The organism is Synechococcus sp. H55.11 (assembly GCF_047462475.1).
In the GTDB taxonomy this organism is placed as follows: Bacteria; Cyanobacteriota; Cyanobacteriia; order Thermostichales; family Thermostichaceae; genus Thermostichus.
Window position 1 is genome coordinate 12674 of record NZ_JANSJI010000187.1, and the last position, 13949, is coordinate 26622.

Annotated in this window: 17 protein-coding genes; 11 read left to right on the forward strand and 6 right to left on the reverse strand. The window is 60.8% G+C overall.

All coding sequences use genetic code 11. The features are described 5' to 3' along the window. The first annotated feature begins 57 nt into the window (after positions 1 to 57). The 3 genes from NW853_RS07780 (at position 58) to cpdA (ending at position 2555) form a co-directional block, all read left to right on the forward strand. Positions 58 to 816, forward strand: coding sequence for a PspA/IM30 family protein (locus NW853_RS07780; RefSeq protein ID WP_414334686.1), 759 nt, complete (start codon positions 58 to 60; stop codon positions 814 to 816). Between the two features lie 197 nt (positions 817 to 1013). After that, a complete protein-coding gene (gene psbP, locus NW853_RS07785; protein WP_414348746.1) occupies positions 1014 to 1598 on the forward strand; it encodes a photosystem II reaction center PsbP in 585 nt (194 codons plus the stop codon). A 162-nt stretch (positions 1599 to 1760) separates the two neighbouring features. Next, positions 1761 to 2555, forward strand: a complete 795-nt coding sequence (cpdA, locus tag NW853_RS07790; RefSeq protein ID WP_414334684.1) for a 3',5'-cyclic-AMP phosphodiesterase — start codon at positions 1761 to 1763, stop codon at positions 2553 to 2555. Here cpdA and NW853_RS07795 read toward each other — a convergent pair. Beyond that, positions 2552 to 3394, reverse strand: coding sequence for an ABC transporter permease (locus NW853_RS07795; protein ID WP_414334683.1), 843 nt, complete (start codon positions 3392 to 3394; stop codon positions 2552 to 2554). The genes cpdA and NW853_RS07795 overlap by 4 nt on opposite strands. Continuing rightward, complete coding sequence (locus tag NW853_RS07800) at positions 3391 to 4296, reverse strand: ABC transporter permease subunit (protein ID WP_414334682.1); 906 nt, start codon at positions 4294 to 4296, stop codon at positions 3391 to 3393. The genes NW853_RS07795 and NW853_RS07800 overlap by 4 nt, the downstream gene beginning before the upstream one ends. Positions 4297 to 4359: 63 nt before the next feature. On the opposite strand from NW853_RS07800, the gene NW853_RS07805 reads away from it, so the two are divergent. The 3 genes from NW853_RS07805 to NW853_RS07815 all read left to right on the forward strand — a co-directional run bounded on the left by NW853_RS07805 (position 4360) and on the right by NW853_RS07815 (position 6916). Continuing rightward, a complete protein-coding gene (locus tag NW853_RS07805) occupies positions 4360 to 5514 on the forward strand; it encodes a homocysteine biosynthesis protein (protein WP_414334681.1) in 1155 nt (384 codons plus the stop codon). Positions 5515 to 5656: 142 nt separating this feature from the next. Further along, positions 5657 to 6190 (forward strand): thermonuclease family protein, encoded by a 534-nt coding sequence (locus NW853_RS07810; protein WP_414334680.1) that lies wholly within the window; start codon positions 5657 to 5659, stop codon positions 6188 to 6190. 57 nt (positions 6191 to 6247) lie between these two features. Continuing rightward, complete coding sequence (locus tag NW853_RS07815) at positions 6248 to 6916, forward strand: cofactor assembly of complex C subunit B (RefSeq protein ID WP_414348747.1); 669 nt, start codon at positions 6248 to 6250, stop codon at positions 6914 to 6916. A 67-nt stretch (positions 6917 to 6983) separates the two neighbouring features. Here the strand turns inward: NW853_RS07815 and bchI are convergent, their stop codons facing one another. Next, entirely contained in the window at positions 6984 to 8042 is a 1059-nt protein-coding gene (gene bchI / locus NW853_RS07820; RefSeq protein ID WP_414333222.1) for a magnesium chelatase ATPase subunit I, read from the reverse strand. Between the two features lie 340 nt (positions 8043 to 8382). Here bchI and NW853_RS07825 point away from each other — a divergent pair, with 340 nt between their 5' ends. Both NW853_RS07825 and NW853_RS07830 read left to right on the forward strand, forming a co-directional pair. Beyond that, a complete protein-coding gene (locus NW853_RS07825; protein WP_414333223.1) occupies positions 8383 to 8796 on the forward strand; it encodes a DUF4168 domain-containing protein in 414 nt (137 codons plus the stop codon). Positions 8797 to 8909: 113 nt separating this feature from the next. Further along, positions 8910 to 9449 carry a DUF3611 family protein gene (locus NW853_RS07830; protein WP_414333224.1) on the forward strand — a complete coding sequence of 180 codons (540 nt, stop codon included), beginning with the start codon at positions 8910 to 8912 and terminating at the stop codon, positions 9447 to 9449. A 164-nt stretch (positions 9450 to 9613) separates the two neighbouring features. Here NW853_RS07830 and NW853_RS07835 read toward each other — a convergent pair whose 3' ends face one another. Both NW853_RS07835 and psaK read right to left on the reverse strand, forming a co-directional pair. Further along, the gene (locus NW853_RS07835; protein ID WP_414333226.1) at positions 9614 to 9751 is read right to left on the reverse strand and encodes a photosystem II reaction center protein K; all 138 of its coding nucleotides are present in this window, start codon (positions 9749 to 9751) and stop codon (positions 9614 to 9616) included. Between the two features lie 125 nt (positions 9752 to 9876). After that, positions 9877 to 10122 (reverse strand): photosystem I reaction center subunit PsaK, encoded by a 246-nt coding sequence (gene psaK / locus NW853_RS07840; RefSeq protein ID WP_414333228.1) that lies wholly within the window; start codon positions 10120 to 10122, stop codon positions 9877 to 9879. Between the two features lie 329 nt (positions 10123 to 10451). Between psaK and NW853_RS07845 the strand changes: the two genes are divergently transcribed. The 3 genes from NW853_RS07845 to NW853_RS07855 all read left to right on the forward strand — a co-directional run bounded on the left by NW853_RS07845 (position 10452) and on the right by NW853_RS07855 (position 13234). After that, entirely contained in the window at positions 10452 to 11411 is a 960-nt protein-coding gene (locus NW853_RS07845; protein ID WP_414333229.1) for a fatty acid desaturase, read from the forward strand. A 1-nt stretch (position 11412) separates the two neighbouring features. Then, positions 11413 to 12294, forward strand: coding sequence for a hypothetical protein (locus NW853_RS07850; RefSeq protein WP_414348748.1), 882 nt, complete (start codon positions 11413 to 11415; stop codon positions 12292 to 12294). Between the two features lie 70 nt (positions 12295 to 12364). Continuing rightward, complete coding sequence (locus NW853_RS07855; protein ID WP_414333232.1) at positions 12365 to 13234, forward strand: SDH family Clp fold serine proteinase; 870 nt, start codon at positions 12365 to 12367, stop codon at positions 13232 to 13234. On the opposite strand, the gene NW853_RS07860 is transcribed toward NW853_RS07855, so the two are convergent. Continuing rightward, entirely contained in the window at positions 13226 to 13921 is a 696-nt protein-coding gene (locus NW853_RS07860) for a J domain-containing protein (RefSeq protein ID WP_414333234.1), read from the reverse strand. The two genes, NW853_RS07855 and NW853_RS07860, sit on opposite strands and share 9 nt — an antisense overlap. Between the last annotated feature and the right edge of the window lie 28 nt (positions 13922 to 13949).

The following is a 13949-nucleotide window of genomic DNA, read 5'->3' on the forward strand; positions in this document are numbered from 1 at the left end:
TCAGTTGCGGAGAAAGTTAAATACAGTAGAGGCAAGAGCAAACAGGAGGGTCAGGTCATGGGTGCACGCAAGATCATCTACGGCATTTTCGGGCAACGGGCCGGCAGCGTCATCGTCGGAACTTGGAACTGGCTGTGGGGGCTCCCCGTGGACAAAGGGGGCACAGGGGCAGTGATGGTGGCGGAAGAATCCCTGCGCACCATGCAGGAAACGGTTCAGCGTCTCACCGAAGCCGTTGCCACCCAAGTGGCTGCCTATCAGCGGGCCGAGCAGAAGTACATGCAAAAGGTGCGGGAGTACCAGGCTCTGGAGAACAAAGCTCGCCTGGCCGCCCAACGGGGCGATCAAGAGGCGGCCCGCTTGGCCATGTCCCAAGCGCTGCAAATTGAGGCCATTCTCGGCCCCCTCAAAGAGAATGTGGAAACTGCCGAGCGCTATGTCAACGCGGCCAAGCAGAAGCTGGCCCGCGAAAAGGAGCGACTGGCCGCCTACAAGAGCGAGCTGAGCAACCTCAAAGACATCAACGAGGTGAACCAAGCTCTCGAGCAGATGACCCGTGTCAACAATTCCTACAACATCGACTCAGCCAAGTCGCAATTTGAGGCAGCCAAAAACGCTGTCCAGGCTCGCCAGCTCAAGGCCCGCGCCCTGAGCGAGCTTTCGGAAGATCGCAGCGAGCAAATTGCCGCTCAACTGGACGAGATGGCCATGGACGATGAGATCTCTCGCCGCTTGGCGATGCTGACGGGCCAGGGGGGCGCGCCGGCCAACCTGCCGCTGCCAGATTTGGACTTCGAGAAGCGGCTCCCTCAATAGCGGCAGCAGCTTCCCATTCTGGGGATCCCCTGTTTCCGGGTTCCTCGGCAACTGGGCCGAACATCTCCGTCTGAGCCCATGCGGTAGCCGTGCTGTACAAGGGGGAGCCTTGCCATTGAGGGTCAACGGGCTAGCGCTGATGCGCTCGTACTAGGATGATAAGGATAGGTAACCCATCTGAGGGGAGGATCCCAGCGATGCCAGCAGCACAGGGCGGGCATTCTGCCCGATTGGTTCTACGGCTGTCCAGAGCGTTATTGCTGCTCTGTGTCTGCCTCAGCCTTTTGACCAGTGCCTGCTCTGCAGGCTCCAACCTGCGGGCCTACAGGGATCCCAGCGGGGCCTTTGCCTTTGCCTATCCCAACGGTATGGTGGCGCTCAAGCTCGGGCCGGGGAAAGGGCCGACGGTGCTGCTGCGCGACCTGGTGTACGAGACGGAGAATGTCAGCTTGATGATCGCCCCCTTTGATAAGGGAGAGACGATCGCCGACCTGGGTGGCCCGGACGAGGTGGGGCAGTTGGTGGCAGAGAAGATCATCGCTCCTGAGGGATCCGGTCGCTCCGCCAAGCTGTTGGCTGCCGAAGCCTTTGAGCGGCAAGGTCAGCCCTACTACCTGCTTGAATACCAAACCGACATGGGATCCCAGCTTCGCCATGAAGTGGTGACGGTAACCGTGCGCCACCATCGCCTTTATACTCTGACGGCCTCCACCCAAGAATCCCGCTGGCCGCAGGTGCAAGCCGCTTTTAGGAATGTGGGCCGTTCTCTAAATGTTTCCTGAAGCTTTTTCTTGAGGATTTTCTCATGAAGGGGACGGGGCGGACTTGGGCAAGTTAAAGCTGGGCCTTCCAGATGAAGTTGCCTGCCGATCCCAGCCGGGAATCCGGTGCTAAAACGGTGGTGTTTTTTATAGAGGGGATCCCGCCTCTCTCCAGCCGCTTCCATGACTGTTTACGTGGTTCAGATCAGCGACCTGCATCTGTTTGCCAAGCCACACCAGCGGCTGCTGGGGGTGGACACAGAGACCTCTTTTCTGCAGGTGCAAAAGGCCATTGCCGCCTTGGATCCCTTGCCGGATGTGCTGCTGCTCACCGGGGATCTCGCCCAAGATGGCAGCGCCGCCGCCTACGCCCGTTTGCGAGAGCATCTGCAAGCTCTTCCCATCGACACCTATTGGCTGGCGGGGAACCACGATCGCCTTCATAACATGAACTCAGAGCTCCGCGCCGAGCGGGTACACGGGGAGAAAAGCTTCAGTCGAGAGAACTGGAGCTTGATTCTATTGAACTCTCTAGTGCCGGGCAAAGACAGCGGCTACCTGACGGAGCGCACTTTGCTGTGGCTGAAACAAGAATTGCAGCGGAGCAAAGCCGCCCAACACCATGTTTTGCTGGCCTTGCACCATCCTCCTTTTTCGGTGGATTCTCCCTGGCTGGACCAAAGTGCCCTGCAGCAGCCGGAGCGGCTGTTTGGGGTTTTGGACGAGTTCGACCACATTCGCCTGGTGCTCTTCGGCCACATCCACCAAGACCTGCACCGCCGCCGGCAGGGGGTCGATTACTTGGCCTGTCCTTCCACCTGCGTGCAATTTCGCCCCAAGAGCCCTCGGTTTGGCCTGGACGTGATCCCCCCGGCTTTGAGGCAGATATGGCTGGAGCAGGACGGCAGCTTCAAAACCCAGGTGCAGCGGGTGGAAGCCGCTCTGCAAACTCCTAACTTGGCCTTGAAAGGATACTAATTCCCTTCCTCTGGGATCGCGGTGGGCGCCAGTCCGACCGCTTGTCCCAAACAGAAACTGGCTGCCAACAGGGCCAGCCATCCCGGCAGCACCGACAGGAGGGCCACCACGGCCATCGAGGTGTGGTTCCCCCCCTGCAAGAGGCTGTAGAGCAACATCGGCAGGGTGAGCACCCGCCCACCGCCGACGAAAAAGGTGAGCAAAAATTCGTTCCAAGAGATCAAAAAGGCAAAGGCTGCCCCAATAGCTGCTCCAGGGGCCACGAGGGGCAACGTTACCTGCCACCACACCTGCCAGGGATCCGCCCCCAAACAGCGGGCCTGGGCCTCGTAGCTGCGGTCGAAGCGGGCAAACACACTGCCCATCACCAAAGCCATGTAGGGGATGGTCGGGATCAGATGCACCAAAACCACCCCCAACAGGGTGCCTTCCAGGCGCAGGCGGATCAGCACCCCTTGGATCCCCATCAGCACAGCCAGAGGAGAGGTGATGACCGGTAACAGCAAGAGCAGGCGCAGCCAAGCAGGCAGCGGGCGGGTGCCCAAAACTCGTCCCGCCGGGATCCCCACCCCTAGGGCCAGCAGAGTGGTGAGCAGGGCAATTTGTAAGCTCTGGCCAAAGGCTGCCCTGAGCTGAGATCCCCGCTCTAGGAACTCCTGCCAGCCGGCTAGGCTCCACGCCTGCGGCAGGGCATCGGGGAAAAACCAGGCCCGCGTAAAAGCCCAGAGGCCCAGCACTCCAAAGGGCAAGGCCCAAAGGAAGGTCACCCCGACCACCCCCAAGCGGAGCAGGGATCCCTCCATCCATCCAGAGAGGCTGCAGGCGCGGCGTCCTTTCACGGCTTTCTCCCCGGCGGCTGCAAGAAGGCTCCCCTGGCCGCAAACAGCCCCGCCATCAGGCTGACCACCGCGGCCGAGATGGCCAGCAGGATCACCCCCAACGCCACCGCCTGCTGCCGCTGCTCCAAATTGATATGGGTAAAACGCTGGTAGATCAGCACCGGCAAGGTGCGGGGGTAGGTGGGCCCCAAAAGCAGCGGGATCTCAAAAGCGCTGAAGACAAAACCAAAGATGAGGATCCCGGTGGCCAGCAGCCCCGGCCTGAGCAAGGGCAGCGTTACCTGCCAAAACGCTTGCTCGGCAGAGGCCCCCAACAGGCGCGCCTGCTGCTCCAGCTCGGATCCCATTCCCCGTAGCAGCGTCAGCGCCACCAGAGCGGCAAACGGGATCTCCTTCCAGAGCCAGTAGAGCAACACCCCCACGTAGCCGCGGTCGTTCACCCAGAGCGGGAAATCCTGATCCGAGGCAATCCACCCCAGTTGGAAGGCCAGCCGCGCCAGCCAACCGCTGGGAGCCAACAACAGCCACATTCCCGCCGCCCCCACCAAATGGGGAACCGGCAACGTCAACTGGGCCAGCCAGATGGCCCACCCCCCTAGCCCCCGCAACAACAGCGCCGATCCCAACCCCAAAACCAGCGCCAACCCGGTCGCCAGCAAAGCAAGCCCCAGACTCAGCAGCAGGGATCCCCACACCTCGGCATCTCCCAGGAGCTCCCCGTATCCCTGCAGGCTCAACCCCGTCCTCCCCAAGCCGTAGAGGCCGACACTCTGGGCCAGGGCCAGCAGCAGCCCACCGCCGTAGATCAGACCTACCAGGCTCAGAGCCGGCAGCAGCGGCCCGTACTGCCCCAGCCAGCGGCTTACCTTCCTGAGCCCTCCCCAGCCATCTAAGCTATTCATACAGCCATTGATCAGCCATTCGGGAACGCTGCCTCAAAGGACGCGGACTGCCTCTTGCACTCCATGGAAAGAACTCTAGACCAGATTAACCAACGCATTGCCAAAGGCCAGGCGCGGGTGTGGACGGCCCTAGAGGCCAAAGCCAAGCTGGCCACCCTGGGCATTGAGCAGGCTTTTGAGCAGGTGGATGTGGTAACCACGGGCACCTTTGAGCCAATGGAGTCGTCAGGGGCAATCCTCAACCTGGGCCATACGGATCCGCCCATTAAGATTCGCCAAGCCTGGTTGAACGGGGTGCCCGCCTATGCCGGGTTTGGCGCCGTGGATCTCTACATCGGGGCGGCCCAGCCCAGTGAGCAAGCCGAGCACCCCTATGGGGGCGGCCATGTTATCGCCGATCTGGTGGCCGGCAAGCGGGTGCACCTGCGGGCTGTTGGCCAGGTAACCGATTGCTATCCCCGCGCCGACTACGAGTCCACCCTGACACGGGATCAGCTTAACCAGTTCTACTTGTTCAACCCCCGCAACGCCTACCAAAACTTCATTGTCGGCGTCAACGGCGGGGATCGGCCCTTGTACACCTATTTGGGCCTGCTGGAGCCGCACCTGGGCAATGCCGTCTATTCCAACCCAGGCGAGCTCTCCCCCCTCCTCAACGACCCCCTCCTGCGCCGGGTGGGGATCGGCAGCCGCATCTTTCTGGGGGGCGGCAGCGGCTACATCGCCTGGGAAGGCACCCAACACTTCCCGCGGCAAAAGCGGCTGCCCAACCATACCCCCATCGGCCCGGCGGCCACCTTGGCCCTCATTGGCGACGCCAAACAGATGCAAGCGGAATGGGTGCGAGGCTGCTACTTCCGCAACTACGGCCCCAGCCTGATGTTGGGGGTCGGGATCCCCATCCCCATCCTCTCCCCTGCCGATCTGGAGCCCATTGCTGTCCGGGATGAGGAACTGGTGGCGCCGGTGATCGACTTTTCCATTCCCCGGCGGGTGCGGCCCACCTTTGGCCTGGTGAGCTATGCCCAGCTCAAATCCGGCTACATTGTCCTCAACGGCCGCAAGGTGCGCACTGCTCCTCTGGCCAGCCTGCGCCGCTCAATGCAAGTTGCCGAGATCCTCAAACAGTGGATTGTCAGCGGCCAGTTTACTCTCACCCAGCCGGTTGCCCCTCTGCCCCTGGATCGGGAGTTTCTCGCCCAAAACCCTCATCCATAAAGGGATCCCCATCGCCAAAACCGGCCATCGGATCCCTGGTAAGGGGTTGTCTTCCAGGCAGTTGCCGCTACCATTACGCCTTAGGTGTTGCCGGTAAAGGCTCCCTGGGGGAAGGGGGCCGGTATCCGCAAGGGGGAAAGACATGTTCCGGCGTATTGCTTTTGGCTCGGCGGTGTTGGGATGGCTCCTGGCCCTGCCCGCCTTTCCCGGCCACGGGTTGGGGGAGCGGCGGGTCGTGCCCGACACCCTCTTCTACTTCGACAACCACTATTTCGATCGCTACCCCGAGGCAGTGGTGGTGGGCGTAGTCAATGGTGACACGCTGGTGGTGCAGATCGAAGGGGAACAGAAACTGCGCCTGATCCGCTTGGCCGGGATCCAGGGCCTCAGGCCGGAGGAGGATCCCTTTTACCAGCAGGCGATTGAGCTGATGCGGGAGCGTATCCTGCGCCGCACCGTCAAGCTGGAAGGGGACAAGCTGCTGCGCAACGTCGATGCCACCGGCTTGGTGGAGGCCTACGTCTGGCTGGAGGGCCAGCAGATGAACGCCATGCTGGTGCGCAACGGCCTGGCCCGCATCATCCCCTACAGCCACAACATTAAATACGACAGCTACTTCGGTGGCCTGCAAAAAAGAGCCCGCCAAGAGCGACTCGGCATCTGGAGCCGTCTCTAACGCCTTGGATAGCTCTAGACTGGGTTTACTGGGCACTCTTAGATACGTCTGCCTGCTTTGAGGGTTAAATCCACTCCAGCTTCCCGGGATCCCAACCGCTGGCTGAGGCATCTGCCTTTGGTGACCGGCCTTTTGGGCAGCGCCCTCTTGGTTATTAACCGACTGGCTTTTACGCCGGAACTGTTCGCCAGCCAGTCCCGCTCTGATGCTTTGGGGATCCTCCTCAGCGCCATTTTGATCCTGACCGGCCTGCTGTGGCAGCAGATCCAGCCCCGTCCCCCCCAGGCATCCCCCCTGCAGGGGAGTTCAGGCTGCGATTGGCACCCCGACCTTTCCGAGAGCGAAAAACTGGAGCTGGCCTGGGCCTCCCACACCCTCCTTAGCACCACTGCTGCCCGCACGGTAGTGATCTGGGTGGAGGGGCGCACCCTACTGCAGCGGGGGATCCTGGCCAGCCCCGGCCAGTTGCCCTCCATCCGGCCCCAGAGCATCTTGCAGCGGGTGTTGCAGACCGGACGGCCCGTCTATCTGGTGGATTTGAAACTGTTCCCGGCCCGCGCCGAGTTCGAGGGCCTGCTGCCCCCCGGATCCCAGGCGGTTCTCTGCCAGCCCATCGGCCAGAAGGGATGCCTCATCTTGGGCAGCGACACCCCCCGCAGTTTCAGCCGCCAGGAGCAAGCCTGGATTGCCGCCATTGCCGACAAACTAGAAACCCTACTCGCCTAGCTCCCCTCTCCCTTTGGGAGAGGGGCTGGGGGTGAGGGTGGGAGAGGGGCTGGGGGTGAGGGGGAGGCTAAGCAGCGCTCTCCAGGCTCACCTGAAACACCTCGCTAAAGGCCTTCTCGACCTTGTAGCCGGAGTCGATGGTTTCCAGAGGATCCTTGCGCAGGCGGTGGCGCAAACACAGGCTGATTACCCGGCGAATATCGGCAATGGTGACCTCGCTGCGCCCCTCCAGAGCCGCCAGGGCCTTGGCCGCCCGGTTGGTGACGATATCTCCCCGCAGCCCATCCACCTCCAGAGCCGCACACACGCCGGAGATCTTCAGGCGCAACTCAGGATCCACCATCACAGTGGGCAAGAGGTGCTGGGCCTTTTCAATGCGCTCCCGCAAGTGTTGCTGGGCCTCGGCGTATTTGGCCAAGAACGCCTGGGGATCGGCGTCGAACTGGCTGCGCTCCTCCACAATCTGCACTCGCAGGGCCGGATCCCGCACCGTTTCGATGCGCACGAACATACCGAAGCGATCCAAGAGTTGGGGCCGCAATTCTCCCTCTTCGGGGTTGCCGGATCCCACCAGGACAAAGCGGGCCGGGTGGCGAATGGAAATCCCCTCCCGTTCCACCGTGTTCCAGCCAGAGGCCGCCGCATCCAGCAACACGTCTACCAGGTGGTCGTCCAGGAGGTTCACCTCGTCTACGTAAAGGATGCCGCGGTTGGCCTTGGCCAAGAGCCCCGGCTCAAAGGCCTTCACCCCCTGGGAGAGAGCCCGCTCGATATCCAAGGTGCCGCAGACCCGGTCTTCGGTGGCTCCCAGGGGCAGATCCACCATCGGTACCTGGATCCAGGTGGCTTCCAGCGTTTCTCCCGCCTGCAGGCGTTCCCACACCTGGTCGCTCATCAGATCCCGCTGCCGCGGGTGGCTGTTGAAGGGATCCCCTTTGACAACCTCGATCTGGGGCAGCAGATCTGCCAAGGCGCGGATGGTGGTGGATTTGCCCGTGCCGCGATCCCCCATGATCAGCACCCCACCGATGCGGGGATCGATGACGTTGAGGAGCAGAGCCAATTTCATCTCCTCTTGGCCGACAATGGCGGTGAACGGGAAAACCGGGCGACGTTCCAAGTTCATAGGGGCAACAACCAGCAATTCATCCTCATTATCCCAGAGGCTCCTCCCTTCTGGGCGGTTCCAGGCTGCAACAGGAACCTAAAGGCCGCTTTTGGGTCAAATGGATAAAGCAAGCTCCGGTGCCGGTCGGGGATCCCTGGCTTCTTTTGGGGAAGACTAGATAACATCGGAGCCTGCACGGTTGGCTGGGAGTGGGTTGAATCTGGGTAACAGCGAAAGCTACACCAAAAGAAAGGGGGCTCCCAAAAGCGCCGGCAACCACAGAGAGAGTTCGTTATTGGGTGGGGAGATAGCAGCGGTGTCAGGTCAAGCAAGTCGGAGACGATGGACGGCATTCTCGATGCCCAGCGTGGCCCAAAAAGGGCTGGTGGGCCTGATCTGGGTCTGCACCTGGATCCCTGTCTTGAGCATTTCCCTTGCCGTAGCCCAAACCGCCGCTACCTCTCTGGTTTTGACCGATGAACAGGTCGCCAAGTATGCCCGCATCGTTTTGGAGATGGAGCCCCACCGACAAGAGGCCCAGCAGCGCTCCCAGGCCACCGCGGATCCGGCCAGCAAAGATCAAATCCGGCGGGAGTTCATTCGCACCGCCACCGAGATCATCACCCGCCACGGCATGACCGTGCCCGAATACAACCGCATCACCCTGTTGATTCGCTCCGAAGAAGGCAGAGACCTCCAACAGCGCATCGAAGCCGAAATCCTGCGCCTGCAAAGCGGGGATCCCAGCGTGAGCCCTAGCTCCAAACCCTAACCCCCCCCTTGGATCCCCTGCAGCGCTTTTGCCCGGATGTGACGGGGGACGGAAGATAGCGGTAGGCTGGAAGCGGAGGTCGGTGCTCGTCCGTAGAGAGCGGGGGGAGAGCAATGAACGAGCCTATGTCGCCGTCAGTACGGGCGGCTGTCGAGCGCATGAAGTCTCGCTTGCGCCTGACGCGCCGCTTCGGGTTCTGGTTTCAGGCGGTTCTGGGGGCAACGGCTCTGCTGCTCTGGCTGGGATTTTTAGTTGGCCAGAATACCCTCTATCGCGACGACTCGATGGGGGCCTTTATCGCCTTCTGGTTTACCCTGTTTACCCTTCTAACCCTGGCAGCCGGTCTCTTCTTTAACTGGCGCTACCTGCTCCAGGCGGAGCGCCGCTCAGTGTCTGCCGCTACCCCAAGCCAGTTGGATCTGCCCAAGCAGTTGCAATTGGTTACCTATGTCAGCCTGATCGGCGCTTTCCTCGCCCTCATCGCCATGGAGGCGCAGGTGGGAGAGCTGCTGGTGCGGCTGTTTACCCGCACGCTGAGCACCCAGACAGCAGGAGTGCTGCTATTGGCTGCCAATATCAACGTTACCTTTGCCCACTTCGTCTGCTTAGCAGGGGTGCTCTGGATTACCGGCGCCCTCGACCGCGAGCCCTGAACCCCAGCCGGCCAGTCTTAACTTTGCAAGGCAGAAAGTCAGGCCTGCGGCACAGTGGCCCGCCCTAAACTTGCCCCAGCTAAAACTGCCCCCCTGCCAGAGGAAGAGGGGCAAGCGGAAGCAGTCTCGAAGTCCGTAGTTGCCAATCGCAGATTCCGAGGGCTTCACTTAAAGCCCACCGCCGCCTGCCAAACAAAAGCCAGCAAAAAGAACAAAACAGGGATGATCGGCAGAATGTCGATCAGGGGATCGAACAACTCATAGCCTTCTGGCAAAGCCGCCAGGAGCATTATCGCAGGCATGACAACAAACCTCGACAAGAAGAAAGTGGAGTTGGAGAAACTGCTCTTTTCAGAATTGACAGGGATTTTAACATTGTCGGGCCGGAATCCCGGCTAAAGTCAAGAAATGTGAAGGAGATGGTGACCTAGAGAACTCCCATGTTGGAGAGGCCCAAGATCACTCCCGCGCCCAGCAGATGGCCGAAGCTGGCGACCCCCAGCACTTCCGGCCAGGTCATCCCCAGCACTGGCCCCGTTTCTGAGGCCGCTCCCGAAGAGGACTTGAAGATCAAGTAGGCAAGACCTGTGCAGAGAAAGATGGTTACGGCACTCAAAGGCGACCAAGAGCTGGTGTGGGCAGTCATGGCCAACGGCACAACAACGGGCATCATGGTTTTCATCCTCGGCTCAGGTTAACCGCCCCCTAGATTACCCCCATTCCGCAACTCCCAAGGGGATCCCCACATGAATTGCAACAGAGGCCGCAACAAAACCTCACACTGTGGCTTCTTCTGGCTCCATGGCCGATCTACCCCTCGCCGGGAACAGCCTGGACGGGCTGGAGTTGGCAAGAAAAATCCGGTCTGGGCGCAGATCTCTGCCGTATACTAACGAAAGTTAACAAATCCTTCTCTTCCCCCGCTTTGCAGGTGATGAACTGGCTCTTTTGCCTTGATCCATCCTCACCGTCTGCGCTGTGCACACCCAAGGATGGCTGCCGATGACTGCTGCTGCGACTCCGCAACCGGATCCCAAGCCTTTTGCGTTACCCCGTGAGCTGTTGGGGCCGCCGCCGGAATTTTGGAACCCCACCCTGTTGATGTTTTTGGCGGCGGTGGTGCTTTCGGCCTCTTGCTTTGGCGGGTACGCCTTTTGGCATTGGCCCCGCTGGCTGGTGTTTTGGCTTAACTTTGTCGCCCTCTATGTGTTGGGCACGGTGATCCACGATGCCTCTCACGGCTCGGCCCACCGCAACCGCTTTTTGAACGAGGCGCTGGGTCACGGCTCTGCCTTGTTGCAGGGCTTTGTCTATCCGGTCTTTAAGCGGGTGCACATGCAGCACCACGCCCATGTCAACCACCCCGAAGACGATCCCGATCACTATGTGTCCACGGGCGGGCCGCTGTGGCTGATCGCACCGCGCTTTTTCTATCACGAGGTGTTTTTTTTCAAGCGGCAGCTCTGGCGCAAAGGCCGCTGGGATCTGCTGGAATGGGGGCTGAGCCGACTGGTGGTGGTTCTGACGTTTGCGTTGGCCATTCACTTTGGCTACACCGACTACATCATGAACTACTGGCTGCCCCCTGCTTTTATCATGGGCTTTCTATTGGGCCTGTTTTTCGACTACCTGCCCCATCGTCCCTTTCAATCTCAAGAGCGGTGGCACAACGCCCGCGTCTATCCCGGTTGGCTGACCAACATTCTGCTGCTGGGGCAAAACTATCACCTGATCCACCATCTCTGGCCCTCGGTTCCCTGGTACAAATATCAGGCAGCCTACTGGGCGGCCAAACCTGAGCTGGACGCCCGCAACTGCCAGCAAACGCTGGGGATCTGGGAGAAGGGAGAGTTTTGGAGCTTTTTGTACGATGCGCTGATTGGCCTGCACTGGCACAAGCCCAACTCAACTCGTCCTGCTGCGCCAGCCGATCCAGAATCTACGGATCTGAGGCTTACTTAACATGGTTTTGCCCACGCTACGGATCCCTCAGTTGCTGCTGTTTGTGGAGGCAGCCGGCTTGCTGCGGGACTCCAGCCAGGCCCTGTTACAGGCTGGTCAGGCGACGGCAGATCTGCCAGAGTTGATCGCTGAAGCGCAAGCGCAGGCGGAAGCCCAATTGCAAACCCTTGGGATCCCGGCAGAGTTGCGGGCGCAGGCCCGAGGGATCCTGAGGTTGACCTCGCCGCCGCAGGTGCTGGCTTACCTGCAGGATTTGCTCGACAGGGGAGCCGGCCCGGATTTGGAAGCCTTTTTGGAGCAGGCGGGATCCGACTCTACCCTGTTGCGCTTTCCGCCGCTGTTGGTGGGGGCTGTGGCTTTGCAGGTGTTGCTGGAGCGGCTGGATTTTTCTCCGCAAGAGAGAGCTGTGTTGCAAGCCCAACGGGATCAATGGGAACAGGCCCTGGCAGAATTGGCCGCTCACCACCAGGTTTCCCCAGAGCCGCTGCGGGCGGCTGCCGAGAGGGAGCTGCGGGCTGCCTCAGCAGAAGAGCTGCTGCAACTGGGGCAGGATCTCTTTCAAGATCTCCAGGATCTTGCCGGGCCCGATTCTGAGCCGGAAGCCGAGTCTCAGGTGGAATTGGCGGGGCCGTTGCTGTTGATGATGGTGGCCGACCACCTGTTGGCCCAGACAGAGCATCCGCTCACCCCCGATCAACGGCTGGACTTACAAACCAACCGCGCCGAGGCAGAAAGCCGCCTTTTGGCCATGCAAAAGCTGGGCCGTGTTGAGAACTTGGCGGAGCAGCAGGCTTACATTCGCTCCTGGATTGACCAAACTTCTGTACCGGATTTGCTGCGGGCTTTGGATCGCTTTTTTGCGGCGTCTGAACCCAACGCGTGAGGCCCCCGGATTGCCAGAGGTTCCGTATCCTCTATGCTGGAAGCAAAGGGATCCCGCTTGAGGCGCGAAAGTGGACTGGGGCAGCTTATTTTGGATTTTTTTGATCTTCAGCTCGCTGCAACCCCTGTTGAACCGGCGAGCGCAAGAGTTCCGGCGCTTGCTGGCCATTCGGGAGTTGGAGCAAAAGCGGGGCAGCCGCGTGATTTTGCTCATCCACCGCCAGGAGTCGATCAGTTTTTTGGGGATCCCGGTTTCCCGCTACATCAGCATCGAGGACTCGGAGCAGGTGTTGCGGGCGATCCGCCTCACCCCGCCCAATACTCCCATTGATTTGATTCTGCACACCCCTGGCGGCCTGGTGCTGGCTACTGAACAAATTGCCCGCGCCCTGATCCGGCACCCGGCCAAGGTGACGGTATTTGTGCCCCACTACGCTATGTCGGGCGGGACGATGTTGGCCCTGGCTGCCGATGAAATTGTCATGGATGCTAACGCCGTGCTGGGGCCGGTGGATCCGCAGTTGGGGGGGTATGCTGCCGCCAGCATTCTGCAGGTGGTGGCGGAAAAACCCATTGCCGAAATCGACGACCAGACCTTAATTCTGGCGGATCTGGCCCGCAAGGCGATGCAACAGGTGCAGAACTTCGTGCGGGATCTCCTGAAGGACGATGTGCCCAAGCGCAAAATTGCCCCCGAACGCATTGAGCCTCTGATCCAGTACCTGACCAGCGGTCGGGTGACCCACGACTACCCGATCACTGCTGAAGAAGCGCGGGAGCTGGGCCTGCCCATCTCCACCGAGTTGCCGCCCCAGATCTACGCCCTGATGGACTTGTACCCCCAGGCCAGCATGGGCCGTCCTTCCGTGCAGTACATTCCCACCCCCTACGATCCTCGTCCCGCTTTGCCCAAAGGGGGATCCCGCTCTGGCCTAGGGTGAACTCTTGGCGTAGACATCCATGGCTTCCAGGCGCAGCCCTTTTGCCCGCCGAAATAGCTCTTGTCCGGTGTGCAAGTGGCGTTCATCGAAGTTCAGCGGGAAATACTTCAGCTCCTCCAGAGCGTCTTCCAAGTGGTTGAGGGCATAGTAGAGGCGGGAAGCCACACCCCCAAAGCTGCTGGGATTGGGAAGGCGGCGAAAGATCTGCTGAGCTTGGGCCAGCTTCTGGCCGCACTCTTCCAGATAAGCCTCAAAGGACTCCAACAGGTCAGGGTCGAACGGATCTGCCGCCAAAGCATTTAACTGAGGCTTCAGAGAAGACAACAAGGGCCCCAAAACTCGGTTCAGGGGGGTGTAGACCTGTCGGATCCAGGCGGCGCGGGCGATGGCTTCCTGGCTGACGGTTTCGCCAGGGGATCCCGTCGGCTGAGGGCGGGGTGAGGTGTGGCTGGAGTGCAGTTGCCGATCGTAGTCGCGGCGAGATTGCGGATCCTTGAGCACCGCGTAGGCAGCGTTGATCTGGCGGATGCGCTCGGAGGTGGCCCGATCTTTTTTGGCCAGCAGGCTGTCGGGATGGTGGTACTTGACCAAACGACGGTAGGCAGACTTGATCTCTTCCGCCGTCGCCAGGACGGAAACGCCCAAGACCTCGTAGTGGGATCCGACTCCAGCTCCGCTCTCCATCATCGCTAGGCTTGCCGGCAAGAAACTCCCA

Excerpts from the sequence above, each read along its gene's own strand:
- NW853_RS07780 (WP_414334686.1), top strand. The coding sequence starts at position 58 with ATGGGTGCACGCAAGATCATCTACGGCATTTTCGGGCAACGGGCCGGC.
- psbP (WP_414348746.1), top strand. The coding sequence starts at position 1,014 with ATGCCAGCAGCACAGGGCGGGCATTCTGCCCGATTGGTTCTACGGCTG.
- cpdA (WP_414334684.1), top strand. The coding sequence starts at position 1,761 with ATGACTGTTTACGTGGTTCAGATCAGCGACCTGCATCTGTTTGCCAAG.
- NW853_RS07800 (WP_414334682.1), bottom strand. The coding sequence starts at position 4,296 with ATGAATAGCTTAGATGGCTGGGGAGGGCTCAGGAAGGTAAGCCGCTGG.
- NW853_RS07805 (WP_414334681.1), top strand. The coding sequence starts at position 4,360 with ATGGAAAGAACTCTAGACCAGATTAACCAACGCATTGCCAAAGGCCAG.
- NW853_RS07810 (WP_414334680.1), top strand. The coding sequence starts at position 5,657 with ATGTTCCGGCGTATTGCTTTTGGCTCGGCGGTGTTGGGATGGCTCCTG.
- bchI (WP_414333222.1), bottom strand. The coding sequence starts at position 8,042 with ATGAACTTGGAACGTCGCCCGGTTTTCCCGTTCACCGCCATTGTCGGC.
- NW853_RS07825 (WP_414333223.1), top strand. The coding sequence starts at position 8,383 with ATGCCCAGCGTGGCCCAAAAAGGGCTGGTGGGCCTGATCTGGGTCTGC.
- NW853_RS07830 (WP_414333224.1), top strand. The coding sequence starts at position 8,910 with ATGAACGAGCCTATGTCGCCGTCAGTACGGGCGGCTGTCGAGCGCATG.
- NW853_RS07835 (WP_414333226.1), bottom strand. The coding sequence starts at position 9,751 with ATGCCTGCGATAATGCTCCTGGCGGCTTTGCCAGAAGGCTATGAGTTG.
- psaK (WP_414333228.1), bottom strand. The coding sequence starts at position 10,122 with ATGATGCCCGTTGTTGTGCCGTTGGCCATGACTGCCCACACCAGCTCT.
- NW853_RS07845 (WP_414333229.1), top strand. The coding sequence starts at position 10,452 with ATGACTGCTGCTGCGACTCCGCAACCGGATCCCAAGCCTTTTGCGTTA.
- NW853_RS07850 (WP_414348748.1), top strand. The coding sequence starts at position 11,413 with ATGGTTTTGCCCACGCTACGGATCCCTCAGTTGCTGCTGTTTGTGGAG.
- NW853_RS07860 (WP_414333234.1), bottom strand. The coding sequence starts at position 13,921 with ATGATGGAGAGCGGAGCTGGAGTCGGATCCCACTACGAGGTCTTGGGC.